The organism is Achromobacter sp. GW823-FHT04E03, from assembly GCF_058796095.1.
On the sequence record NZ_JBXAIJ010000001.1, the window covers coordinates 1830438 to 1854257 of the forward strand.

Sequence of the window (23820 nt, forward strand, 5' to 3'; positions counted from 1 at the left end):
TTTTTGCCCGTTGAAGAGGCAATCTTTTGTGAGTCCATCTTAGAAAGAAGCGCTGTTTCCGTAAAATGAAACTTTTGCACTAATCGTTCACCTGAGGCGATCAATCATGGAACGCGCGATCCACGTCCCTTCCCTGCTGGCCCGGCTGCGCATGCGGCAGATCGTCCTGTTGCTGGCGATCGAGGAACGCGGCACGCTGCGCGCCGCCGCCAGCCAGCTCAACATGACCCAGTCCGCGGCCAGCAAGATGCTGCACGAGCTGGAACTGGCCATCGGCCAGCCTCTATACGGACGGGTCGGCCGCGGGCTGGCGCTGACCGCGGCGGGCGAATGCGTGATGGGGTACTTCCGGGGCATGCGCGGCACGGTCTCGTCGCTGGCGCGCGAACTGGAGGAGCTGCGCCTGGGCAGCGCGGGCAAGCTGTTCATCGGCAGCATCATGGCCGCATCGCCCGGCCATCTGACCGACGCCCTGCTGCGCCTGAAACAGACCTATCCGCTGCTGGCGGTAGAAATCTCCACCGGCACCAGCGACCTGCTGATCGGCCGCATGAACGAAGGCAAGCTGGACGTGGTGATCGGCCGCATGCTGACCCTGTCGGACAGCCAGTACGTCTTTCGCCCGATCGGCGACGAGGCGCTGTCGGTGATCGCGTCGGTGGACCATCCGCTGGCCGGCCGCAAGCGCGTGAGCTTTGACGCCATGCTGGACTATCCCTGGGTGCTGCAGCCGCATGGCAGTCCGATGCGCGACGTCATCGAACAGGAGTTCCGTTCGCACAACGCCTCCACGCCCAGGGGCCTGATCGAATCAGCGTCCATCCTGACCACGACGAACCTGGCGATGAAATCGACGATGCTGGGCGTGATTCCGGAATCGGTGGCCAGCCGTTACGCGGCGCATGGCCTGCTGGCGATACTGCCCTACCAGATCCGGCAAAGCCTGACGGCCTTCGGCAGCATCGTGCCGCGCGACCGTCCGCTGAGCGCCGCCGCGCGGCATTTCGTGGGCTTGCTGCATGGCGACGCAACAGCTTGAGAGCGCGCAATGCAAAGGGGGAAAACTCTCGCGGCGCAGGGGAAAACAGCATGCCGCGCAGTACAATCGCGTGTTGCGCATCGCGCGTTTTTTACACTGAGGTCCACACGTGAGCGCACTGCCCGCCTGTCCCAAATGCCAGTCCGAATACACCTATGAAGACGGCGCCCTCTACGTCTGCCCGGAATGCGCGCATGAATGGCCGGCGCAGGCCGCGGAATCTGCCGATGAAGCCGCGCGCGTCTACCGCGACTCGGCCGGCAATGTGCTGCAGGACGGCGACACCGTCACTGTCATCAAGGACCTGAAACTCAAGGGTTCCGGCGGCGTGGTCAAGATGGGCACCAAGGTCAAGGGCATCCGCCTGGTCGATAGCGACCACGACATCGATTGCAAGATCGACGGCTTCGGGGCGATGAGCCTGAAGTCGGAGTTCGTGAAGAAGGTATAGGCCGCCGCTTGCGACGGCCCCGGGCCGCGGCCACGCCGCGCCCCGGCTACAGGTCCTCGGGTTCCTCGGCCTTGGGCATCAGGTAAGCGGTCAGCGTGCTGGACAACCCCGCCATCACCCACAGCACGAAGAAAGACACGGTGTAGAAGCCGGTGCGTCCGGTAGGCACATGCCCGAAGATCGCCACATCCAGGGGGTCGATCAGGGCGAAGATCAGCGCGCTCCCCGCCGCGGCCGCCATGAAGGACGGCCACAGGATCCACATCAATGATCGCAAGCCCATCTGTGTTCTCCCCGATTACGGATTGGCGCTGGACGCCGCCTGCTCGATGACCAGGCCGCGCTTGACCACGCCCTCCTGGATCGGCTGATTGCTGAAGTTGGTGAAAGCGAAATAGATCGTGACGAAGCAGCCTATCATGGCCACGAACGGGCCGGCCATCAGGATCCAGGGCCAGGGCTCGCGGTACCAGGGCTTGGCGGTCTTGGCGGGTTGGGCGGCGGTCATGGGCTTGTCCTTTTCAGTATTCAATCGGGTACGTAGAAGCTGGCGGGCTCGTCGGTCTCGACCGGACGGCTCTCGCCGTCCTGGCCGCGCGCGCGCAGCGTGATGGCATGGGCGCCCGGCTCGGCGCCAGCCGGCGCGCGGATCACCATGGGCACCAGCTTGTTGGCAGCCGCCTCGACGTCGACCGTGTCCGAGCCCTGCTGTCCCATCATCACCTTCAGGCCGGGCATGCCCTCGACCGAGAGCTGCAGGCGCATCGGCTGGTCGGAAGTATTGATGATCTGCAGGCGGTACACGTTTTCGATCATGCCGCCGGCCACTTCGCGCCCCAGCGCGCCGCGGTCGCGGATCACGTCCACCCGCAAGGGGTTGCGCATGGCCAGCGACGCCACGAAAGCGATGGCCAGCGCCAGGATCAGCGTGCCGTAGATCAGCACGCGCGGACGCAGCAGATGGGAGCGGGCGCTCTTGGCGGACAGCCCGTCCAACATGGCGCGTTCCGAGGTATAGCGGATCAGGCCGGGCTCGTACTGCATCTTGTCCATGACCTGTTCGCAGGCGTCGATACAGGCGCCGCAGCCTATGCACATGTATTGCAGGCCGTCGCGTATGTCGATGCCGGTCGGACAGACCTGCACGCACAGGCTGCAATCGACGCAGTCGCCCAGCCCGGCGGCCTTGTGGTCCACCTTGCGCGAGCGGCCGCCGCGCGGATCGCCGCGGCGCTTGTCGTAGGTGACCACGAAGGTGTCGGGGTCCACCATCACGCTCTGGAAGCGCGCGTACGGGCACATGTACTTGCACACGGATTCGCGCATGAAGCCGGCGTTGCCCCAGGTGGCGAAGCCGTAGAACAGCATCCAGAACCACTGCCAGGGGCCGAGTTGCAGCGCGAACAGCTCATGGCCCAGTTCGCGGATGGGTGCGAAATAGCCGATGAAGGTGGAGCCCGTCCACCAGGCCAGCGCGATCCACAGGAAATGCTTGGTGAGTTTCAGGCGCACCTTGCGCCAGGTCCAGGGCGATTCGTCCAGGCGGATGCGCGCGACGCGGTCGCCTTCGACCTTGCGCTCGATCCACATGAAGATCTCGGTGTACACGGTCTGCGGACAGGCGTAGCCGCAGAACAGCCGCCCCGCTACCGCCGTGAACAGGAACAGCGCCAGCGCCGAAATCACCAGCAGCACCGCCAGGTAGACCACGTCCTGCGGCCACAGCACCAGGCCGAAGAGATAGAACTTGCGCGCGCCCAGGTCGAACAGCACGGCCTGGCGGCCGTTCCATTGCAGCCATGGCAGGCCGTAGAAAATCAGCTGGGTCAGAAAGACGAACGCGATGCGCCAGCGCGCGAAGATGCCGCTGACGGACCGCGGGTAGATCTTGCTGCGCACGCCCGCCAGCGTCTGCTCCAGGGTTTCCGTCCCCGGACGCGGCGGCCTCACATGCGGCCGCCAGGGCGGCGGGTCGCCGTCAGGCGTAGTGCCGACCCTTGCGGCTGACCCATCTTCCATTTCCTGCTCCCTGCTGTATGTCCAGTGATATGGGGGCCACGCCAGGCGCGGCCCCCAAAAACGCGCTGTAAAGCCTTTACTTCGTTGCCGTGCCCGGCGCGGCGCTGGCCGTCGCTTCGGGCTTGTTCGACAAGCCCCAGACCCAGGCCGTCAGGATCTTGATCTGCTCCGGCGTCAGGATGTCGCCATGCGCCGGCATGCGATTGTCGCGCCCATCCAGGATGGTCTTGACGATGGTCGCTTCAGAGCTGCCGTAGAGCCAGACGTCGTCCGTCAGGTTGGGCGCGCCCAGCGCCTGGTTGCCCTTGCCGTCGACGCCGTGACAGGCCACGCAGTAATTGGCGAACTCGCGCTTGCCGCGGAACACGCGGACCGGATCCGCGGTCAGGCCCGACAGCGAGCGCACGTACTGGGCGATATCGGCAGCCGTCTTGGCGTCGATCGCGGCCTTCCAGGGCGGCATCACGCCCACGCGGCCCTGCGTGATGGTCTGCATGATGGCTTCAGGCGAGCCGCCGTGCAGCCAGTCGCCGTCGGCCAGGTTGGGAAAGCTGGGGCCGCCCTTGGCGTCCGAGCCATGGCATTGCGCGCAGGTGTTCAGGAACAGGCGCTGGCCGATTTCGCGAGCGCCTGGATCCTGGGCGATCTGCGGAATGTCCATGGTCTCGAAGCGCGCGTAGATCGGACGCACGGCTTCGGCCATCTTGGCCTGCTGCCTGGCCACTTCCTCGGTGCTGCTGTAGCCCAGCTGGCCCTTGTACTCACCCAGGCCCGGCATGAAGAACAGATAGCCCAGCGCGAAGGCGCAGGCCAGCAGGTACATCCAGGTCCACCAGCCCGGCACCGGGTTGTTCAGCTCGGTCAGGTCGCCGTCCCAGACGTGGCCCGTGTCCTCGACCTTGCCGTTGGCCGGCTTGGTGCTGAGCCAGCGGCGCTGCGTGTACAGCAGCCACACGCACCAGACCACGCCGCCCACGGCGACGATCGAGATGAAATACCCCCAGAAGCCGCTAACGAAATCGCTCATGACCGATTCGCTCCATCTTGTTGTCCCTGCCCGAACTCATCGGGCAGTGCGAACGGCAGCATGGCCGATTCGCGGTTGGCGCTCTGGCGGCCGCGCGAGCAGGCCCACCAGACGATGCCGAAGAAAGTTGCCATCGAAATGGCGGTGACGACAGCGCTCAGATAGCCCAGCATGGTCAGCCTCCCGCGGCCGCGGGCGCGGCGGCTTGGGTGGCGGGTTGCGCCGCAGGTTGTGCGGCGGCCTTCTTGGCCTCTTCCGCCTTCTTGGCCTGCTCGGCCTGCTTCGCCTTGCGCACGCCCACGCCCAGCCCTTGCAGGTAGGCGACCAGCGCGTCTTCCTCGGTCTTGCCTTCGATGGCCTTGGGCGCCTCGGCGATCTCCTCGTCCGTGTAGGGCACGCCCAGCTTGCGCAGGGCGCGCATGCGGTCGCTCACGTTCTCGCCGGTGATGACGGTCTTTTCCAGCCAGGGATAGGCGGGCATGTTGGACTCCGGCACCACCTTGCGCGGGTCGCGCAGGTGGATGCGGTGCCAATCGTCGGAATAGCGTTCGCCCACGCGCGCCAGGTCGGGACCGGTGCGCTTGGAGCCCCACAGGAAGGGATGGTCAAAGACCGATTCCGAGGCCAGCGAGTACGAACCGTAGCGCTGCACTTCGGCCGCCAGCACCCGCACCTGCTGCGAATGGCAGCCGACGCAGCCTTCGCGGATGTAGACGTCGCGGCCCATCAGGCGCAGCGGGCTGTAGGGTTCCACGCCCGCGATGGGCTGGGTCGTGCTGTGCTGGAAGAACAGCGGCACGATCTGGACCAGGCCCGCGAAGGACACCACCAGGATGCTGGCGATGATCATCCAGCCGATGTTCTTCTCGAGCGTCTGGTGCGAAAAGAAACCAGATTTATTGTTGGCCATGATGTCCTCGTCAAACAGTGGCCGGCACGGCGGTCGCGGGAACCGGCTGGCGTGCGGCATGGGGATCGTCTTGCGGAATGGCGGGGTTGACCGGCTGCGCGCCGCGCACCGTCATCCACACGTTCCAGGCCATGACGAACACACCCGACAGGAACAAGGTGCCGCCCAGCAAACGGATCAGGTAGTACGGGACGCGCGTCTTCAGCTCTTCCACGAAGCTGTAGACCAGCGTGCCGTCGCTGGCGGTGTCGCGCCACATCAGGCCCTGCTGCACGCCGGCGATCCACATGGCGGCGATGTACAGCACCACGCCGATGGTCGCGATCCAGAAATGCAGTTCGATGGCCTTGACGCTGTACATCTTCTCGCGGCCGTACAGGCGCGGGATCAGGTAGTAGAGCGAACCGAAGGAGATCATGGCGACCCAGCCCAGCGCGCCGGAGTGCACGTGGCCGATGGTCCAGTCCGTGTAGTGCGACAGCGCGTTGACCGTGCGGATCGACATCATCGAGCCTTCGAAGGTCGACATGCCGTAGAACGACAGCGCCGTCACCATGAACTTCAGGATCGGATCGGTGCGCAGCTTGTACCAGGCGCCCTGCAGGGTCATGATGCCGTTGATCATGCCGCCCCAGGACGGCGCCAGCAGGATCAGCGAGAAGGTCATGCCCAGCGACTGGGTCCAGTCGGGCAGCGAGGTGTACAGCAGGTGGTGCGGGCCCGCCCACATGTAGGTGAAGGCCAGCGCCCAGAAGTGGACGATGGACAGGCGGTAGGAATAGATGGGACGGCCGGCCTGCTTGGGCACGAAGTAATACATCATGCCCAGGAAGCTGGTGGTCAGGAAGAAGCCCACGGCGTTATGGCCGTACCACCACTGCACCATGGCGTCCTGCACGCCCGAGTAGGCGGAATAGGACTTCCACATCGACACCGGCATTTCAATGTTGTTGAAGATGTGCAGGATGGCGATGGTCAGGATGTACGAGCCGAAGAACCAGTTGGCCACGTAGATGTGCTTGGAACGGCGCTTGATGATGGTGCCGAAGAACACGATGGCGTAGGCCACCCAGACCAGGGTGATCAGGATGTCGATGGGCCATTCGAGTTCGGCGTATTCCTTGCTGCTGGTGAAGCCCATGGGCAAGGTGATGGCGGCGGCGACGATGACGATCTGCCAGCCCCAGAACGTGAAGGCGGCCAACGGGCCGCAGAACAGGCGCGCCTGACAGGTGCGCTGGACCACGTAGTACGACGTCGTAAACAACGCGCTGCCGCCGAAGGCGAAGATCACCGCGTTGGTGTGCAGCGGGCGCAGGCGGCCGTAGCTCAGCCATGCGGTGTCAAAGTTCAGCTGCGGCCAGATAAGCTGCGCAGCGAGAAAAACGCCCACAGCCATGCCGACGATGCCCCACACTACCGTCATGAGCGCGAATTGCCTCACGATCTTGTAGTTGAAGGTATCGGCCTTGCTTGCGATTGCGGCGCAATCGTTCATCGCCCTTCCCCTAAAGTTACAGATAGCTCCAGGCTGCAATGATGGGACTAGTCAAACAAGGCAGCGTTGATCTGGATCAAGCATCTGGTTACACGGCGGGGAACGCGGCGCCGGCGCAACGGGTCCAGGCGCGAAATCAAGCGCGCCGCTCAGCCGCGGCTGGCGGGGCCGCTGTCGTCATCGAGCAGGATGGCGCGGCCGGCGTCATCGGTGTCGTCATACTGGCCGTTGAACACGGCCCACCACAGCGACACCCCGATGGCCAGCACGAACAGCAGGGACAGGGGCAGGAGCAGATAGAGGATGGTCATTGCGCCGCTTCCAGCGCGGCGGCGGGCGCGGGCGCGCCAGCCCAGTCGCGGCGGCACAGGCGCCACGAGTTGTAGGCGACCGCCAGCGAGGACACCAGCATGGTGATCGCGGCCAGCCATGGCGTGACCCAGCCGACCAACGCCAGCGGGGTCATCAGCAGGTGCCAGACCACCGATCCGTTCAGGTTCTGGCGAGCGCGGCGGCGCGCCTCGCCCAGCAGTTCGTCCAGCGCCGCATCGGACATGTTGGGATGGGCCGCCAGCGCCGAATGGGCGGAGGCCATGGCGGTGGGCACCGCCATCGACATGGCGCAGGGACAGCTCATCACCAGGAGCGCCACCATCACCGGGATACTGTGCGCCGGATCGATGTAGGCCCAGGCGGCCGCGGCGGCCAGCGCCAGCGCGACCTGGACCATGACGAAGCGCGAGGCCAGCCGGTCGGCGCGCGCGCCCAGTTCCAGGCGCTGCGCCTCCACGCGCTCGTGGCGCAAGCCGCCTGCCGCGCCGCCGAAGGACTGGCGGGCGCACAGCTCCAGGTAGCGCGCGGTCAACAGGAAGGCCACGAACATCGTGACCGAATCGAAGTAGACCTCGCCGCGCCCCGTGTAGGTGGCGTGGACGCTGGGAATGAAGGCGGCGACGATGCCCAGGGCCACCGGCACGTCCATGCCGGCGCGGCCATGGCGCAGGTTGTCGCCGGCGTGGCGCCAGATCGGCCAGGCCGAATACACCACGACCGGCACGGTCAGCGCAAAGCTGGCCCAGTTCATCAGCACGATGGCCCAGTCCAGCGTTTCCAGCGCATCGGCGGGCATGCTTTCATGCCGCAGGTAGCCGGGCCAGGCGAACATCATCACCTGCATCATCGCCAGCCACGCCAGCGACAGGCGCACGAGCGCATGGCGGCGCTGCTGGCGGTCGGCGTCGGACAGGCCGGCCGGGACGGCGAAGATCGATTTTGCTCGCATGCGCCGATGTTACTCAGCGCGTTACAAAGCCGCCTTGATCTGGATCAAGGCGGATCTGGCGGGTTTGCCCCGGCAACGCCGACCGGGCGCGATCCGGCTCAGGGACGCTGGCGGCGCAGCACGTCCACTACCGCCCGCATCAGGCTGGCGAGTTCGCCGTCGGCGATCGTCAACGCCGGCGTCAGGTAGACCACATTGCCGAACGGCCGCACCCACACGCCGGCTTCGACCAGGCGCCGCTTCAGGCCCTCGCGGTCGGCGATGCCGTCCAGTTCCACCACGCCGATCGCGCCCAGCACGCGCACGTCGCGCACCCAGGGCAGCTCGCGGCACGGTTCCAGGCCGGCCGTCAGGCTCGCGGAGATCGCTTGCGCCTGGGCCAGCCGCGGTTCGGTCTCAAAGAGATCCAGCGAGGCGTTGGCTGCGGCGCAGGCCAGCGCATTGCCCATGAAGGTGGGGCCGTGCATCAGCGCGTGCGAAGGATCGTCGGACCAGAACGCCTCGAATACCCGGCTGCTGGCCACCGTGGCGGCCAGCGGCAGGGTGCCTCCGGTCAGCGCCTTGGACAAGGTCACGATGTCCGGCCGGATGCCGGCCTGCTCGAAGGCGAACATGGTGCCAGTGCGGCCAAAGCCGGTGAAGATCTCGTCGAAGATCAGCAGCAGGCCGTGCCGGTCGGCCAAACGGCGCAGACGGCGCAGTACTTCCGGGTCGTGCAGCAGCATGCCGCCCGCGCCCTGAACCAGCGGCTCGACCAGGATGCCGGCCAGCCGCGATCCATGGGATTCCAGGTGGGCCTCCAGCGCAACCAGCTCCGCTTCGCCGCGCGGCAGGTCGACGATGTCGTGTTCGGCCAGCATGCCGCGGTACAGGCTGTGCATGCCCTCGTCCGGATCGCACACCGCCATGGTGCCGAAGGTGTCGCCGTGATAGCCGCCGCGGAACGCCAGGAAACGGCTGCGGCCGCGTTCGCCCTGGTTGAGCCAGAACTGCAACGCCATCTTCATGGCGACTTCCACCGCCACCGAGCCGGAATCGGTATAGAAGACGCGGTCCAGTCCCGGCCCCAGCATGCCGGCCAGGCGGCGGGCCAGGGTCAATGCGGGTTCATGGGTCAGTCCGCCGAACATGACGTGCGGCATGGCGTCCAGCTGCGCGCGCACCGCCTGGGCGATGTGCGGGTGGTTGTAGCCGTGGCAGGCCGTCCACCAGGACGCGACGCCGTCGATCAGGCTGCGGCCGTCGGCCAGCTCAAGCCGGCTGCCATGGCTGCGCACCACGGGCAGCGGCGGCGTGGCCGTCTTCATTTGGGCATAGGGTAGCCAGATATGGGGCTGGCCCTGGGCCAACCAGTCGGGCGTGTGCATGATTCACCTCTCGATACCGGCGGCGCGAGCCGGGTCCGCCCGGCGCATCCGGCCGGAACGGGGGCAGCGTCCGCCTCCACTACAATGGCCCGCATTCTACGGCCTGGCGCGGCCTCCCCCTGCCCGGCCGCTGCCGGAAATATAGATGTCCAAGCTGGATCCGCTTTTCTCCTCCGAGCTGGCGCGCGCGGAAGCGCGCCGCGTGCGCCGCCGCCTGCGCACGGCCTCCGCCGCCGCCCCGGGACGCCTCGTCCTCGAGGGCGAGCCGGTCCTGAACTTCTCCAGCAATGATTACCTCGGCCTGTCGCGGCATCCGCTGCTGGTCGAGCGGTCGCGCGAATGGGCAGCCCGCCACGGCGCGGGCGCCCAGGCGTCGCGCCTGGTGACCGGCAACCTGGACTTGCACGAACAGGTGGAAGCCAAGCTGGCCCGGCTGAAAGGCACCGAAGCCGCGCTGCTGCTGGCCTCGGGCTGGCAAGCCAACGCCGCCGTGCTGCCCGCCCTGCTGCGCGCGGCCGCCAGCCAGGGCGAGGTCGAGCTGTATGCCGACAAGCTCAACCACGCCAGCCTGCACCATGGCTGCCAGGCGGCGGGCGTGAAGCAGATCCGCTTCCGGCACAACGACCTGGACCATCTGGAAAGCCTGCTGGCCGCCAGGGCGGACAGCGCGGCCGGCCAGCCTGTATCGCGATTCATCGTCACCGAAAGCGTGTTCAGCATGGACGGCGACCGGACCGACGTGGAACGGCTGGCAACCCTGGCCGACCGCTACCGCGCCTTCGTCTACCTGGACGAAGCGCACGCCACCGGCGTGCTGGGCCCCCGCGGCATGGGGCTGGCAGGGCTGGCGCCCGGCCGCATCGACCTGGCCATGGGCACGTTCAGCAAGGCGCTGGGCGGATTCGGCGCCTACGTCGCCGGTTCGCGCGCGCTGTGCGACTACCTGGTCAACGCCTGCTCGGGCTTCATCTACACGACGGCGCTGCCGCCCGCGGTGCTGGGCGCCATGGACGCGGCGCTGGACCTGGTGCCCACGCTGGACGCCGAACGCGCCCGCCTGGCGGCCGCGGGCGACAACCTGCGCGCCGCGCTGCGCGGCATGGGGCTGGACACGGGGGCATCCTCCACCCAGATCGTGCCGGCCATCGTGGGTGACGAAGCCCGCGCCCTGGCGCTGGCCTCGGGACTGGAACAGCGCGGCTTGCTGGCCGTGGCGATCCGCCCGCCCACCGTCCCCGCCGGCACCAGCCGCCTGCGCGTCACGCTGAGCGCCGCGCACCGCGACGTGGACGTGGCGCGGCTGATCGACGGTTTCGCCGCCGCGCTGGCGTGATGGCCGCCGTTCCCATGCAAGCCGGCATGCCCCGCCCCACCCTGCTGTTCGTACACGGCTGGGCCTTCGACGCCTCCGTCTGGACGCCGCTGCGCGCCGAACTCGCAGACTGGCCGCAAGCCGTCTTCGACGCGGGCTACTTCGGGCTGGCGCAGGGGCCTGCCATGGCCGGCCCGGTGATCGCCATCGGCCATTCGCTGGGCGTGTTGCGCCTGTTGCGCGAACTGCCGCAAGACTGCCTCGGCCTGGTGTCGATCAACGGCTTCGCCCGCTTTTCCGCCGGCCCCGGCTTCGAGGCCGGCGTGGCGCCACGCGTGCTGGATCGCATGTCCAGGCGCCTGTCCTCCGACCCCGCGGCGGTGCTGGGCGACTTCCGCCAGCGCTGCGGCGACGCCACCGATTTCAGCGAGCCGCAGCTGGCGCCGCTGGCGCGCGACCTGCAAGCCCTGCGCGACGAGGACCGGCGCGAGGCCCTGGCGGCGCTGCCCGTGCCGCTGTTGGTCCTGGCTGGCGCCGACGATCCCATCGTGCCCCCGGCCATGACGCAGGCAGTTTTTGCCGGCAAGGCCGACACGGAGATCCATGAGCGGGCTGGCGGCGGCCACCTGCTGCCGGTGTCGGATGCGCCCTGGTGCGCGGAGCGGATCCGCGCCTTCGTTGCCGGACTGGCGCACGCCGCATGACGCAAGCCCCCCGCAACGCTGGCATCGGCGCGCGCTTTGGCGCCGCCGCCCCGGCCTATGAAAACCACGCGTCCGTCCAGCGGCTGGCAGCCGAGCGGCTGGCCGGCGATATCGCGCTGCTGCCCCTGCCATCCCGCCCGCGCATCCTGGAGATCGGCTGCGGCACCGGCCTGCTGACCCAGGCGCTGGCGCGCCGCATCGGTCCCGCCGACTGGACCGTCACCGACATCGCTGCCGGCATGCTCGCGGCCGCGCAGCGCGGCCCCGCATTGCCAGGCCAGGCCCGCTATCAATTGCTGGACGGCGAGCACCCCGCGGGGCTCGAAGGCGGCTACGACCTGATCTGCTCCAGCCTGGCGGTGCAATGGTTTTCCGACCTGAATGCCGGGCTGGGCCGGCTGGCCGCGCTGCTCGCCCCGGGCGGCTGCCTGGCCGTGGCGACGCTGGCGGACGGCACATTCCAGGAATGGCAGGCCGCCCATGCTGCGGCAGGGCTTGCCGCCGCCACGCCGCGTTACCCGGCCGCCGCCTCCATCCATCCGGACAGGGGCAATCTGGCGGGTGGCGTGCGCAGCGAACGGCTGATACAAAATCATCCTGACGGGCTGCATTTCCTGCGCGCCCTGAAAGGCATAGGCGCCACCACGCCCGCTCCAGGACGCGCGCCGCTGGGCGCGGCGCAACTGCGGCGGGTGCTGGCGGCGTTTGACGAACAAGGAGCCGGGGTGACCTATCACCTGGCCTACGGTATGTGGAAAAAATCGAACCAATCCCCCGCCGGCGTTTTCGTGACCGGCACTGATACCGGCATCGGCAAGACCCTGGTGTCCGCGATCCTGGCGCGCGCCTGGAACGCCGACTACTGGAAGCCCGTGCAGACGGGCGTGGCGGAAGAACCCGGCGACACCGAGACCGTGGCGCAACTGGCCGGGCTGCCGCCCGAACGCCTGCACCTGCCCGCCTACGTGCTGCAGGCGCCGCTGTCGCCCTGGGCCGCGGCCACGCTGGAAGACACCATCGTCGACGCCACCAGCATCGTCCCGCCGGCCACGCAGGCGCCGCTGATCGTGGAAGGCGCGGGCGGCCTCTACGTGCCGATCGACGACACCCACATGATGATCGACCTGATCGCCAGGCTGGATATGCCGGTGGTGCTGGCCGCCCGCAGCGGACTGGGCACCATCAACCACACCCTGCTCAGCCTGGAGGCCCTCAAGCGCCGCGGCATTCCGGTTCTGGGCGTGATCATGAGCGGACCGCTTTCGGCGGGCAACAAGGAAGCCATCGAGCGCTTTGGCGACGTCCGCGTGCTGGCCGAGATTCCGCCCTTGGCCAAGGTCGACGCGCAAACCGTCCAGGCCCTGGCCAGCGCCATTCCTCCGCTGGCGGAATGCCTGCAGGCGCTGGGCGGTGCGCCCGCGGTCGCCAGTTGAGATCCTGGCGCGGCCGCGGATGGCGTGATTTCCGGGGCCGTAGCCGTTACGCATTCGTACAAAATAAATTCCGCTGACGGCCACCCGTCCCCCACGCGGACAGGTTCCGCCGCAGCACTTCGCGTGGCTGAGGATGGCGGCAAAAGTCTCATGCAAAGCATGAACTTCCCCCGCGTAAGCACGCCTCTCCTACATCTTTCAGCCACATCCGGATTCTCAAGCCGGCGCTGCCGCGGCGACAGCGGCCGCATGCTCGTGCGTTGTTGACTACTAACGCAACACAACGATAATTTTCGCCACATTGGCAGTTCGATTCGCAGGTAGCTGGACGTGCAGGATTTCGTTCCTGGGTTTCCTTATTTGCAGGAGAACTGGCATGGTCACCAGAAGGCTGAACATTCCTGTTTTGGCCCCCAATCCCAACCGTAATTTCTTCGACGGCACCCGCCCCGGCCATGCCGTGCTGCGCCCGGCCGATCTGCTGGCCTTGCGGCTGGAGCTGCGCAACCTGACGGTCACGCCGGGCCAACCTCCTCGCCTGAAAAAGGCTGGCGACGGGGCCGCCACGCTCATCGTTCACTTCCCGCCGCAGTCGATCAGCGAAGAGACGTTCTTCGAACGTCCGCCTCCCGGCACCGCCAACCAGCCGCCGCCCCGTCCTACGCCGGGCAAGCCGGAACCAGGCGGCGTGGAAGATCCCACCGGTCCGCCGGTGCGCGCGCGCATCGCCGGCGAATCGCGGCTGGCCTTTGACGTTCCCGACGGCTTCGACGTGCCCTACACGCTGGAAGGCGTGCTGGCCGCGATCGAGTCGCTGCCGTTGACCGTGGCCGCCAATGCGCGCCCGCCCGGGCCCAGCGCGCCGCGCCTGAACCTGCGCGATCTGTTCGACACCCGCATCGACAAGCTCTCGCCGGTGCAACGCGCGGCGCTATCGAGCTTCGCGCTGCGCAGCGCACGCATCGCCACGCAGCAGAATGCGCCCGGTGCGCTGTTGCTGCGGCAGGCCGGCGGCGCGCCAGGCCTGCGCGCATTGCGCCTGGGCGGCGGCGCGCCGGTCCGTGAGGTTCAGCGCACCAGCGCCCTGATCGAAATCCTCAGGCGCGGCCCCAAGCCCGCGCTGCCCGCCGCGCAGCAGACGGCGATAGAACTGCCGTGGCGGCTGATCCTCAGCCCGCATGCGGACGAACGCTGGCGCCACGCCAAGGCGCCAGCGACTTCCGCCGCCACGCAGCACACCGAGCTCTGGCATACCCAGCTGCTGGCCGCGCAGCCGCAGAACAGCGCAACGGCGCCGCAGGCGGACGATCCCAAGCCGACCCTGCGCGCCATCTGGGCGCTGGGCGGCGAAGGCACGACCAAGCCCATGCAGGCAGCGTTTCCCGTGCCGGCGACGACCTATCTGCCGCAACCGAACACCTCGCCCTTCCGCATGCCGATGGACGATTTCGACCGGTTCCAGATCGCGCACCTGTCGTCGAATTTTTCCGTCGCCAACTACACGCCGCAGCCGGTGGACGCCAAGCTGCTGATGCTGTCCGCGCTGGGCGCCTGGCTGGACTCGCGCGGCAACTGGGACGCGCCCGGGCTGTCGCTGGAAGAATGGACGCATCGCGGCGCCATGGGCCGCGACCACTACGTCCGCGTGGTCTACAAGGGCCTGCTGTTCCCCTTCGGCCACCGCGCTTCGCTGGTGAAGGTCAGCGAACGCAAGTTCCATACGGCCAGGGCGGGTAACCCGGCCTACCTGCGCCAACGCCTGTTCATCATCGTGCGCCAGCGCGAACGCGTGTATGCCGATCCGCAACTGCAGGCGCGGGACGACTCGGGGAACATGATCTTCCTGCATCGGCAGATGCCATTCTCCAGCGTGCGCATCCTGACCACCGTCACGCCAAGTTTGGATGCCCCTACCTCCCAGGCCAGCAACATCGATGGCCTGGGACAATTGCTGTTCTGGCCGTGCATAGGCGGAACCCCCTTCCGCTTCGCCTGTTCGGCCACCGACATCGATGGCCGCATCGTGCAGTTCGACCTGCCCATGATCTTCATGGACGGCGGCCATGCCTGCCCGCGCAAGCTCAGCGGCCAATGGCTGACGCCGGACTACGTGAACGCGGAGATTTTCGCGAAGCAGACGCGCAAGGCCTGGCGCGATGCCGAATCCGGCCGCCGCACCGCGCAGTTCAAGCAGCAGCGCGTCACGTTCGCCTCCCCGCTCAAGCCCGGCGATACCGCCGCGCAAGCGGAGACGATCGAGTTCGACGGTTTGGTCGATCCGGGCAATACCCAGCTGCGCGCCTACAGCGACTCCTTGAACGGCCCGCTGTTCTATCCCGGCATCAAGCGCGCCGAGATACGCATCGCCGCGCTGGCTGAACTGACCGGCAGCGACAGCAACAGCGTGCTGAGCTGGAACGACCATTACCTGCGGTTCGGATTCGATTCCGGCAACGTCGGCCAGGTCTTCGGCAACATAGACGCCGAGCCCGGCTATCGCGGCGACGCGGTGCTGAACTTCTCCGCGCAGGGCGACCGCGCGGGCGGCTTCGTCCAGCCGAATCTGCGCCCCACGGCGCTGTCGCGCATGGCGGGTCCGGTCAGCGGCAAGGTCTCGGACTTCGTCGCCGGCAAGATGAGCGGCCCGGATATCTTCCCCAAGGTCATGTCCTCGGACCTGCCCTTTCCGCTGCTGTTCGGCTGCATACCGCTGGGCGACGTGATTGAAGCGGTGTCCAACGCCGCCGGCACGCCGGAGCGGGTGCCGCGCTTCGTATCGGAAGCCTGCTCCCAGCTGGAAAGCCTGGTCAACGAAATGGGCCGGCTCTACGCCCTGGTGGCGGACCTGGCGCAGCAACCAGGCCGCATCGCCGAGGCCGCGTTGCAGGTGTTGAAAGACACCTTGCAGGATCTGCTCGGCCAGGCGCAGGCCTACGCGCAGAACCTGGTGCAGGACGCAAAGGCCCGCGTCAACGATCTGATCGCCGCGCTGGACGCCGTGCGCGCGCAGGTCGCGCTGCTGGCCGGACTGTCCTTCGACGCCGCGCCCGCGCTGCCGGGATTGCCCGCCGTGCTCACCGCCGCGCGCGATGCCGCGCGGGCGTTGAGCACCGCGGCGGACGCGCAGGTGAACGGCGCGCACTTGCCTGATGGCCTGCGGCAATCGCTGCGCCAGGCCGCCAACACCGCCCAGACGCTCCTGGACAGCGTCGGCGTCGTGCCGGCGCTGCTGGTGCAGGGCAAGGCGCTGTACGACGCGCTCGACGCGGTTGTGGGCCACCCCGACCAGCTGGACGACCTGTTCGCCGACGCCGCGACGCTCAGGCCGCGTCTGCAGGCCATCACGGCCGCGGTCGATCCGCTGTCCGGCACCATAGGCGGCGCACGCCTGCTGGAAGGCGCGCCGCGCCAGATCGCGCAGACAGCGCTGCAGGCGGTCAAGCTGGCGGTCGATGCGGTGCTGGCCAGCGCGGAGCTGCTGGAACTGCTGACCGGCGATGAGCTCACCCTCCGCTTCGACTGGAATCCGGTGATCAAGAGCTGGTCGATCAAGCCTGGCGACCCGCCGCTGTTCCGCGTCAACGATACGCATGGCTTTCGCGTGGCGGTGGAAGCGCGTGTGCGCAAGAACGGGCAGAGCGCGCCCAAGATGTCGGTGGTCTGCTCGCTGAAGGACTTCGACCTGGTCCTGATCGCGCCTGCCAGCTTCATGGAGCTGAACTTCGAGAAGATCGAGTTCCGCATCGACACGGCCGCGAAGATGGACGTGGACGTGCTGCTGACAGACATCAAGTTCGTGGGCCCGCTATCCTTCGTCGAAACGCTGCGCGACCTGATCCCGCTGGACGGATTCTCCGATCCGCCTTATCTGGATATCTCGGCCAAGGGCGTGGACGCCGGCTTCGACCTGGCGCTGCCGGCCGTCGCCATCGGCGTCTTCAATCTGTCCAACCTCAGTCTGGGCGCGGGCTTCACCGTGCCCTTCATCGGCCAGCCCCTGTCCGTGCGCTTCAATTTCTGCACGCGCGAACAGCCTTTCAACCTGTCGGTATGCATGTTCGGCGGCGGCGGGTTTTTCGGCATCACCCTGGATCCCAGCGGCATCCAGCTGATGGAAGCGGCCTTCGAGTTCGGCGCCAGCGTGTCGGTGAATCTGGGGGTGGCCTCCGGCGGCGTGCACGTCATGGCCGGCATCTACTTCCGCATGGAAAAGAACGCCTGCTCGCTGGCCGGCTACTTCCGCATGGGCGGCTGCGTCAGCGTGCTCGGCATCGTCAGCATTTCCATAGAGATCTACCTGGAACTGCGCTACGAGTTCGAAAGCGGCAAATGCGCGGGGCGCGCCACCATCACCGTCGAGATCGAAGTCTTCATGTTCTCGATGAGCGTGTCGCTGTCATGCGAACGCAAGTTCGCCGGGTCCAATGGCGACCCCGGCTTCCGCGACCTGATGGGGCCGCATCCCGACCTGCCGCTGGCGCAGGAACTGGCGCAGATCGACGACAGCAGCGAGTACGCCTGGCGCGAATACGCCGAAGCCTTTGCCTGAGGAACGTCCATGGCCAAGCAAACGATAGTCTGGACCGCGATCCCCAACGGCCGCGTGCCCGCCGGCCCCGACGCCGGCCGGCTGCGCATCTCCATCGTGGCCTCGCCGCGCCTGACGCCGCAGGCCGTCAACGAGCAGCAGTTGCACGCGTTCGCCGACTGGGTCAACTGGCCGCGCACGCTGGAGCGCGTGCGCTTTGCGCTGAACACCGGCGCGGCGGAGATCGAACTGGAGCCGCAGGCGCAGGCCGACGCGGCGCTCTGGGAACGGCTGCTGCCCAAGACCACGCCGGTCGCCGGCTTCGTGTTCCGCGACATGAGCAAGGTCAACCTGTTCTCGTATTCGGTGTCGGGTGTGCTGGGCCTGGCGCGCAAGCACTACGGCAGGCTGGCGGTGCAGGCCACCGGCACGCCGCCCACCCTGCTGCCCTGGCGCGACGCGCATCCGGGCCTAAAGGACATGCTGGGCGACTGCGGCACGCGCACGACCTTCATCTCGCTGGGCGACCGGCGCGTCGAAATGCCGCTGCCTGGCTTCGACCGCTTCTTCGACGACGGCGGCGACGGCGCCGAGCGCGTGCTGCGCTCGCAGGTCTACGGCCCGCACAGCGTCTACGAAGGCCACGCCGCCGCGCCGGGCGTGAACGCCGAAGGCAATCCCCAGCCCGGGGTGAGCTTTCCGCTGCGCGCCCTACCCACCCGCTGGAACGACGGCGGGCTCGCCGGCCCCGACCAGAACCTGATGAAGCTATGGAACTCACAGGCCGAGTACACCCTGTTCCAGGCCAACCGCTTCTATCGCCGCGATCCGCCCACGGCGCAACAACGCAGCATCCGGCGGCCGGACGGCGAGAACGTACCCGCGCCGCCCGTCCAGCCGGAAATGGATTTCCACGCCATCGTGGCGTCCTACGGCGATTACCCGGCGCTGCTGCGCCAGCTCGGACTGGTCATTGATTGCCTGGTCCCGGCGGGCTCGGCCTTGGAGCAGCAGTTGGCGGCGGCGCCCGCCGCGCAGGGCTATTTCTTCCTGACCCTGCGGTGGGAGGACGGACACGACGCCGGCGATGACGCCTGCCCTGCCACCGCTTGGACGGGCGACGCGGAACGCTTCACCACGCGTCCGCGAAACCCCGCCGACCATGAGCGCGGCATGCTGAAGCTGCGCCGCGCCGACGACAGCTGGAACCTGTACGAACCCCGCACGCCGTTCGACGTCTACCAGGTCGACGCCGACGGCGCGGCGCTCAAGACCGTGGACTTCGTGCTCAGCGCACAAAATCTGATCGCCAGGAGCCTGGCGCTGGGCGCCGACGGCGCGGTGACCTACACCACCGGCGACAAACAGGGCGTGGCCGCGCTGCGCTCGGGCGGCCTGGGCGTGGCGCGGCGCGGCCGCGCCTGGGAAGTGGCGCAGAACGCGGCGGCCGCGGCCCTGAAGAATGCCGCCCTGTCGGGCGCGCCGGGCAGCATCGTGCTCTATGCCGAGGATCTGCTGCGCGGCTATCGCGTGGATGCGCAAGCGCAGGCTCCAGGCGATTCCCCGAAATGGCGCTCGTTGTGCCAGCGCGCCGGCACCTACCGCTGCACGGACGGCGGCGCGCCGCTGCAATTTCCTGATGACGAGGGCTATGTGAAAGGCGCCTCCACCAGCGGCGGTGAGAATCCGGACGACCAATACCTGCATGAATCCCTGTTCCGCTGGACTGGCTGGAGCCTGGTGGCGCCGCGTCCGGGACGCACCCTGCGCGACCGCGTGGATCCGGACAGCGGCGTGCAGGGCGAAACGCCGGAAGACGTGCAGGACACGGCCACGGAAAAAGGCAACGGCCTGGCGGTCAGCTTCGCGGCGGCCAAGGGCAGCCTGCCGCGCCTGCGCTTCGGCATGCCCTACCGCTTCCGCGCGCGCCTGGTGGACCTGGCCGGCAACAGCCTGGCGCATGACGATCCATCGCTTGAGCGCGACGACAACGCCACCCAGCCGGTCGTCTACTGGCGCTTCGAACCGGTGGATCCGCCCGCGCTGGTGCAGCGCGCCCGCCTGAGCGAAGGCGAGTCGCTGGAACGCATGGTGATCCGCAGCAATACCGGCATGGACCCGGCGGCCTACCTCGACAGCCCCGATTTCAAGGCTGCACGCCAGGAGGACGCATCCAAGGACTACGCGTATACCGCCATCAATGAACGCCACGTGGTGCCGCCCAAGGCCTCGCAGCTGCAATGCGAAACACATGGCCTGTTCGACGGCATGATGGGCAACCCCGCCAACATCAAGCAGGCCTATGAAATCGCAGCCCGCGACGCGGGCACGCTCTACGACCAGGGGCCAGGCACGGACATAGAACTCGTGACGCCGCAGGCGTTGGACCAGGTCGCCACCACCGCACAGGTGCCGCCGAAAGAGCCCTCGCCCGAGCACCCCACCGGCGAGCGCCTGGCCGCCGGGCAATATGTCATCCACCGCGAAGCCCAGGTGCTCACGCCCTATTTGCCGGACCCCGCTGCGGGCGGCATCGCGCTGCGCGCCCAGCCCGGCCATGCCTTGCCTGGCGTCACGGGACCGAAGGTGCTGGGACCCAGCGCGGTGATCGCGCTAACGCCCGCGCAAGAACTTGTGCTGCTGGTGGCGCATGCGTCCAAATGGCCGGACACGCTGGGCTTGCGCATCGTGCTGGAAGAGCGCCGCGCCACCCTGGCCGACCCGCCCTGCTCGGAGGATTTCCTCGACGACGGACTCCCAAGCTGGGACGAGGCCAAGCGGGTCCTGACCTTCTACCTGCCCAAAGGGCGCATTGCCCGCTTGCGCTATTCCAGTTTTGTGAATCCCGGCCTGGCCAACACCTTCGGCATCCCCGCCTGGGCGAGCAACGAAGGCGAGCGCGCGACGCTGCGCCTGTCGTCCGTGCTGGGCGGCTGCTGGATGGTCACGCCGTACCGCTCGCTGGTGCTGGTCCATGCGACCCAGCAGCCGATCTGCGAGCCCCTGCTGCTGATGGCCGAGGAACCGCAGCGCGGACCTGGCGATGCCCATGCAAACCTGTATGCCCGCGTGCGGTTGCACGGCCCCACCACCGGCAAGGTCGAGATCGAGGCCGACTGGCACGAATGGGTGGATGACCTGCAGAAGCCGCGTCCGGAACGCCAGGCCGGCCATGGCGTGCTGGCGGAGGTTCCCTTGTCCGAGAACTACGCAAACCTCTTCACCCTGAGCAATGCGGTGAAGGAACAACTGAACGCGGACGGCAAGCTGCGCGCGCGCGGCGACCGCCATGAATTCGGCGACACCCGCTTTCGCCTCATCCGCTACCGCCTGCGCGCGGCCACGCGGTTCCGCGAATACCTGCCGCCCTCGCTGTACGCGCAGACGGACAAGGTCACGCGGCTGGGGCCCGTTGCCGACGGCCCGCTGGTGGAAACAGGCGCGAACGATGACCCGGGCGCTCCGGTGCTCAGGCGCGACGGCACGGCGCAGAACACCATCGTGCGCGCCAGCGCGCCGCCGGACGCCCCCGTCCTGACCTACGTCGTGCCGACCTTCCGCTGGGAGGAAACGGCGAGCAACGGCAAGCTGGACGTGACGCGACTCGGCAACGGCCTGCGGGTCTGGCTGGAGCGGCCCTGGTTCTCCTCCGGCGACGGCGAGCTGCTGGGCGTGGTGATCGCGGGCGACGGCCAGAACTTCACCGACATCACCAACCCGCTGACGCCGTTGGTGACGCAATGGGGCATGGATCCGCTCTGGGAGACGCCCCCGCCCAAGCACAAGGCGCGCGTGTCGGACTTCTCGGCGCGCGTCACCGACGAGCAGGTCTATCTGCAGGAAATCCCGGCCCAGCTGGTCCACGTGGTCGGACACCGCGTGCGCTGGAGCGAGGAACGCGCGCGCTGGTATTGCGACATCGAGCTCGATCCCGGCCGGACCTACATGCCCTTCGTGCGCCTGGCGCTGGCGCGCTATCAGCCCAACGCCATCGGTTCGGCCAAGCTGTCGCGGGTGGTGCAGGCCGAGTTCTCCCAGGTGCTGCCGCGCCGCCGCGCGGTGTTCGAGGTCAAACGCGGCCGGCTGGCGTTCAGCCTGCGCGGCGTGGTGCCCAAGCATGGACCCATGAAGTTCCCGCTGGACTCCGAGTACCTGAACATCTCCTTCATCCCTGGCATAGGCCAGACCGCCGAAAGCGGCCGCAACCGCGTAGAGCTGGTGCTGCAGACGCGCGACCCGGCGCTGGACAGCGACCTGGCCTGGAGCGACGCCGCCGTGCTGGCGTCGGGCCTGCTGGACCCGTCCGGGCCGGCGCCCCAGCCGCCCGGCCCGATACCTGGCCCCATACTCATAGACCGCATGCGCGAACTGCCCATCCTGGAAACCGCCACGCCCGCGACGCTGGCCGATCTATCGCGCCTGGGCAACGTGGCGGTCGGCCCGGTGGTGCGTTTTCCGCCGGTGCTGGAGGGGCCTCTGCTGGGCGAACTGCTGGACCCGGTCATCTGGTCCGCCAGCGTCACGCTGCCCGACCGCGGCGGCAAGCCCGCGCGCATCGCGGTGCGCGAGTATGAACGCTATTACACCGACAACGCCGTGCCCGAACGGCGCGCCGGCGCCATCCAGCAGCGTCGCGTGGTGGAGGAAAGGCTGGTGTATTCGGCGTTCTTCGGGCTCTAAAAAAAAAGGGTGCCCGAAGGCACCCGAATCCACCCTACAACAGCAACTACAACTGCATAACTCTCCTGCGATGCTTACGCGGCCTTCTGTTCCTTGCCGTGTTCGAACTGCGCTTCCTCCGTCGAACCGGTCAGCGCGGTGGTCGAGGACTGGCCGCCTTCGATGGTCTGCGTCACGGCGTCGAAGTAGCCGGTGCCGACCTCGCGCTGGTGCTTCACGGCGGTGAAGCCCATTTCAGCGGCGGCGAACTCCTTCTGCTGCAGTTCGACGAAGGCGCTCATCTGGCGGCGGGCGTAGCCGTGGGCCAGTTCGAACATGCCGTAGTTCAGCGCGTGGAAGCCGGCCAGCGTGATGAACTGGAACTTGTAGCCCATGGCGCCCAGCTCGCGCTGGAACTTGGCGATGGTGCCGTCGTCCAGGTTCTTCTTCCAGTTGAACGAGGGCGAGCAGTTGTAGGCCAGCAGCTTGCCCGGGAACTGGCGATGGATGGCCTCGGCGAACTTGCGGGCGTATTCCAGGTTGGGCGTGGACGTTTCGCACCAGATCAGGTCGGCGTACGGCGCATAGGCCAGGCCGCGCGAGATGGCCTGGTCGATGCCGGCCTTGGTGCGGAAGAAGCCTTCGACGGTGCGCTCGCCGGTGATGAAGGGACGGTCGTTCTCGTCGACGTCGCTGGTCACCAGGTCGGCCGCGTCAGCGTCGGTGCGGGCCAGCAGCACGGTGGGCGTGCCCATCGTGTCGGCCGCCAGGCGCGCCGACACCAGCTTGGCGACGGCCTCGCGGGTCGGGACCAGCACCTTGCCGCCCATGTGGCCGCACTTCTTGACCGAAGCCAGCTGGTCTTCGAAGTGCACGCCCGAAGCACCGGCCTCGATCATCGCCTTCATCAGTTCGAACGCATTCAGCACGCCGCCGAAGCCGGCTTCGGCGTCCGCCACGATCGGGGCGAAGAAATCGATGTAGCCTTCGTCGCCCGGATTCTTGCCTTCCATCCACTGGATCTGGTCGCAGCGGGTCAGCGAATTGTTGATGCGGCGGACCACTTGCGGCACCGAATTGGCGGGGTACAGCGACTGGTCGGGATACATCTCGCCGGCCAGGTTGGCGTCGCCGGCAACTTGCCAGCCGGACAGGTAGATCGCCTTCAAGCCGGCCTTGACCTGCTGCATGGCCTGGTTGCCGGTCAGGGCGCCCAGCGAATTCACGAAAGGCTCGCTATGCAGCAATTCCCACAGACGGGTGGCGCCGCGGCGCGCCAGCGTGTGTTCCACGCCGATGGAGCCGCGCAGGCGGATGACGTCCTCGGCGCTGTAGTCGCGCTTGATGCCTTGCCAACGGGCGTTTTCAGCCCAGTCCTTCTGCAGATTGCGGATTTCGGTTTCGCGGTTGCTCATGTTGATGCTCCTGGTCAGTGATGGGAAGACTTCAAAAGATTCGCGTCCTGCGTTGCGTGAATCGTTGAACAAAGTCTATGCCTCTGCTGCGGAGCAATGTGGACTGATGTCTTATAGAAGACGAAAAATATTATTCTTATAAATCAATAAATTACAAACTTGATTTCGTATTGCGG

Annotated in this window: 18 protein-coding genes; 7 read left to right on the forward strand and 11 right to left on the reverse strand. The window is 67.5% G+C overall.

Translation table 11 applies throughout. The annotated features are described in order from the left end of the window. The first annotated feature begins 106 nt into the window (after positions 1-106). A complete protein-coding gene (locus AC1RHV_RS08625) occupies positions 107-1039 on the forward strand; it encodes a LysR family transcriptional regulator (protein ID WP_054452847.1) in 933 nt (310 codons plus the stop codon). Between the two features lie 109 nt (positions 1040-1148). Further along, positions 1149-1490, forward strand: a complete 342-nt coding sequence (locus AC1RHV_RS08630) for a zinc ribbon domain-containing protein YjdM (protein WP_119449981.1) — start codon at positions 1149-1151, stop codon at positions 1488-1490. 46 nt (positions 1491-1536) lie between these two features. Here AC1RHV_RS08630 and AC1RHV_RS08635 read toward each other — a convergent pair whose 3' ends face one another. The 10 genes from AC1RHV_RS08635 to AC1RHV_RS08680 form a co-directional block, all read right to left on the reverse strand. Beyond that, a complete protein-coding gene (locus tag AC1RHV_RS08635) occupies positions 1537-1773 on the reverse strand; it encodes a hypothetical protein (RefSeq protein ID WP_054452851.1) in 237 nt (78 codons plus the stop codon). A gap of 15 nt (positions 1774-1788) precedes the next feature. Beyond that, entirely contained in the window at positions 1789-1998 is a 210-nt protein-coding gene (locus AC1RHV_RS08640; RefSeq protein ID WP_054452853.1) for a FixH family protein, read from the reverse strand. Between the two features lie 20 nt (positions 1999-2018). Continuing rightward, positions 2019-3509, reverse strand: coding sequence for a cytochrome c oxidase accessory protein CcoG (gene ccoG / locus AC1RHV_RS08645; protein ID WP_054452855.1), 1491 nt, complete (start codon positions 3507-3509; stop codon positions 2019-2021). Positions 3510-3585: 76 nt separating this feature from the next. Beyond that, positions 3586-4536: a cytochrome-c oxidase, cbb3-type subunit III gene (gene ccoP / locus AC1RHV_RS08650; RefSeq protein WP_054452857.1), complete on the reverse strand. Its 951-nt coding sequence runs from the start codon at positions 4534-4536 to the stop codon at positions 3586-3588. Then, complete coding sequence (locus AC1RHV_RS08655; RefSeq protein ID WP_054452859.1) at positions 4533-4709, reverse strand: cbb3-type cytochrome oxidase subunit 3; 177 nt, start codon at positions 4707-4709, stop codon at positions 4533-4535. Before AC1RHV_RS08655 ends, ccoP begins: the two co-directional genes overlap by 4 nt. A gap of 2 nt (positions 4710-4711) precedes the next feature. Then, on the reverse strand, positions 4712-5446 hold the full coding sequence (gene ccoO / locus AC1RHV_RS08660; protein ID WP_054453668.1) for a cytochrome-c oxidase, cbb3-type subunit II: 735 nt from the start codon (positions 5444-5446) through the stop codon (positions 4712-4714). 10 nt (positions 5447-5456) lie between these two features. Continuing rightward, entirely contained in the window at positions 5457-6944 is a 1488-nt protein-coding gene (ccoN, locus tag AC1RHV_RS08665) for a cytochrome-c oxidase, cbb3-type subunit I (protein ID WP_054452861.1), read from the reverse strand. 149 nt (positions 6945-7093) lie between these two features. Continuing rightward, positions 7094-7255: a cbb3-type cytochrome oxidase assembly protein CcoS gene (ccoS, locus tag AC1RHV_RS08670; RefSeq protein ID WP_042794347.1), complete on the reverse strand. Its 162-nt coding sequence runs from the start codon at positions 7253-7255 to the stop codon at positions 7094-7096. Continuing rightward, a complete protein-coding gene (locus AC1RHV_RS08675; RefSeq protein WP_119449982.1) occupies positions 7252-8226 on the reverse strand; it encodes a P-type ATPase actuator domain-containing protein in 975 nt (324 codons plus the stop codon). Before AC1RHV_RS08675 ends, ccoS begins: the two co-directional genes overlap by 4 nt. Before the next feature lie 98 nt (positions 8227-8324). Then, positions 8325-9593, reverse strand: a complete 1269-nt coding sequence (locus AC1RHV_RS08680) for an adenosylmethionine--8-amino-7-oxononanoate transaminase (protein WP_492300449.1) — start codon at positions 9591-9593, stop codon at positions 8325-8327. Positions 9594-9738: 145 nt separating this feature from the next. On the opposite strand from AC1RHV_RS08680, the gene AC1RHV_RS08685 reads away from it, so the two are divergent. From AC1RHV_RS08685 to AC1RHV_RS08705, 5 genes are all read left to right on the forward strand, one after another. Beyond that, on the forward strand, positions 9739-10926 hold the full coding sequence (locus AC1RHV_RS08685; RefSeq protein WP_054452865.1) for an aminotransferase class I/II-fold pyridoxal phosphate-dependent enzyme: 1188 nt from the start codon (positions 9739-9741) through the stop codon (positions 10924-10926). 26 nt (positions 10927-10952) lie between these two features. Further along, positions 10953-11609: an alpha/beta fold hydrolase gene (locus AC1RHV_RS08690; RefSeq protein ID WP_492300451.1), complete on the forward strand. Its 657-nt coding sequence runs from the start codon at positions 10953-10955 to the stop codon at positions 11607-11609. Next, entirely contained in the window at positions 11606-13042 is a 1437-nt protein-coding gene (gene bioD / locus AC1RHV_RS08695) for a dethiobiotin synthase (protein WP_119449985.1), read from the forward strand. The genes AC1RHV_RS08690 and bioD overlap by 4 nt, the downstream gene beginning before the upstream one ends. A 376-nt stretch (positions 13043-13418) precedes the next feature. After that, entirely contained in the window at positions 13419-17591 is a 4173-nt protein-coding gene (locus AC1RHV_RS08700) for a hypothetical protein (protein WP_492300454.1), read from the forward strand. 9 nt (positions 17592-17600) lie between these two features. Then, complete coding sequence (locus tag AC1RHV_RS08705; protein ID WP_492300456.1) at positions 17601-22250, forward strand: hypothetical protein; 4650 nt, start codon at positions 17601-17603, stop codon at positions 22248-22250. Positions 22251-22324: 74 nt separating this feature from the next. Here the strand turns inward: AC1RHV_RS08705 and aceA are convergent, their stop codons facing one another. Continuing rightward, positions 22325-23644 (reverse strand): isocitrate lyase, encoded by a 1320-nt coding sequence (aceA, locus tag AC1RHV_RS08710; protein ID WP_042794353.1) that lies wholly within the window; start codon positions 23642-23644, stop codon positions 22325-22327. Positions 23645-23820: the final 176 nt, after the last annotated feature.

What these genes read in the sequence shown, in the direction of transcription:
- AC1RHV_RS08625 (WP_054452847.1), top strand. Translation starts at nt 107, where the DNA reads ATGGAACGCGCGATCCACGTCCCTTCCCTGCTGGCCCGGCTGCGCATG.
- AC1RHV_RS08635 (WP_054452851.1), bottom strand. Translation starts at nt 1,773, where the DNA reads ATGGGCTTGCGATCATTGATGTGGATCCTGTGGCCGTCCTTCATGGCG.
- AC1RHV_RS08640 (WP_054452853.1), bottom strand. Translation starts at nt 1,998, where the DNA reads ATGACCGCCGCCCAACCCGCCAAGACCGCCAAGCCCTGGTACCGCGAG.
- ccoG (WP_054452855.1), bottom strand. Translation starts at nt 3,509, where the DNA reads ATGGAAGATGGGTCAGCCGCAAGGGTCGGCACTACGCCTGACGGCGAC.
- ccoP (WP_054452857.1), bottom strand. Translation starts at nt 4,536, where the DNA reads ATGAGCGATTTCGTTAGCGGCTTCTGGGGGTATTTCATCTCGATCGTC.
- AC1RHV_RS08655 (WP_054452859.1), bottom strand. Translation starts at nt 4,709, where the DNA reads ATGCTGGGCTATCTGAGCGCTGTCGTCACCGCCATTTCGATGGCAACT.
- ccoO (WP_054453668.1), bottom strand. Translation starts at nt 5,446, where the DNA reads ATGGCCAACAATAAATCTGGTTTCTTTTCGCACCAGACGCTCGAGAAG.
- ccoN (WP_054452861.1), bottom strand. Translation starts at nt 6,944, where the DNA reads ATGAACGATTGCGCCGCAATCGCAAGCAAGGCCGATACCTTCAACTAC.
- ccoS (WP_042794347.1), bottom strand. Translation starts at nt 7,255, where the DNA reads ATGACCATCCTCTATCTGCTCCTGCCCCTGTCCCTGCTGTTCGTGCTG.
- AC1RHV_RS08675 (WP_119449982.1), bottom strand. Translation starts at nt 8,226, where the DNA reads ATGCGAGCAAAATCGATCTTCGCCGTCCCGGCCGGCCTGTCCGACGCC.
- AC1RHV_RS08680 (WP_492300449.1), bottom strand. Translation starts at nt 9,593, where the DNA reads ATGCACACGCCCGACTGGTTGGCCCAGGGCCAGCCCCATATCTGGCTA.
- AC1RHV_RS08685 (WP_054452865.1), top strand. Translation starts at nt 9,739, where the DNA reads ATGTCCAAGCTGGATCCGCTTTTCTCCTCCGAGCTGGCGCGCGCGGAA.
- AC1RHV_RS08690 (WP_492300451.1), top strand. Translation starts at nt 10,953, where the DNA reads ATGCCCCGCCCCACCCTGCTGTTCGTACACGGCTGGGCCTTCGACGCC.
- bioD (WP_119449985.1), top strand. Translation starts at nt 11,606, where the DNA reads ATGACGCAAGCCCCCCGCAACGCTGGCATCGGCGCGCGCTTTGGCGCC.
- AC1RHV_RS08700 (WP_492300454.1), top strand. Translation starts at nt 13,419, where the DNA reads ATGGTCACCAGAAGGCTGAACATTCCTGTTTTGGCCCCCAATCCCAAC.
- AC1RHV_RS08705 (WP_492300456.1), top strand. Translation starts at nt 17,601, where the DNA reads ATGGCCAAGCAAACGATAGTCTGGACCGCGATCCCCAACGGCCGCGTG.
- aceA (WP_042794353.1), bottom strand. Translation starts at nt 23,644, where the DNA reads ATGAGCAACCGCGAAACCGAAATCCGCAATCTGCAGAAGGACTGGGCT.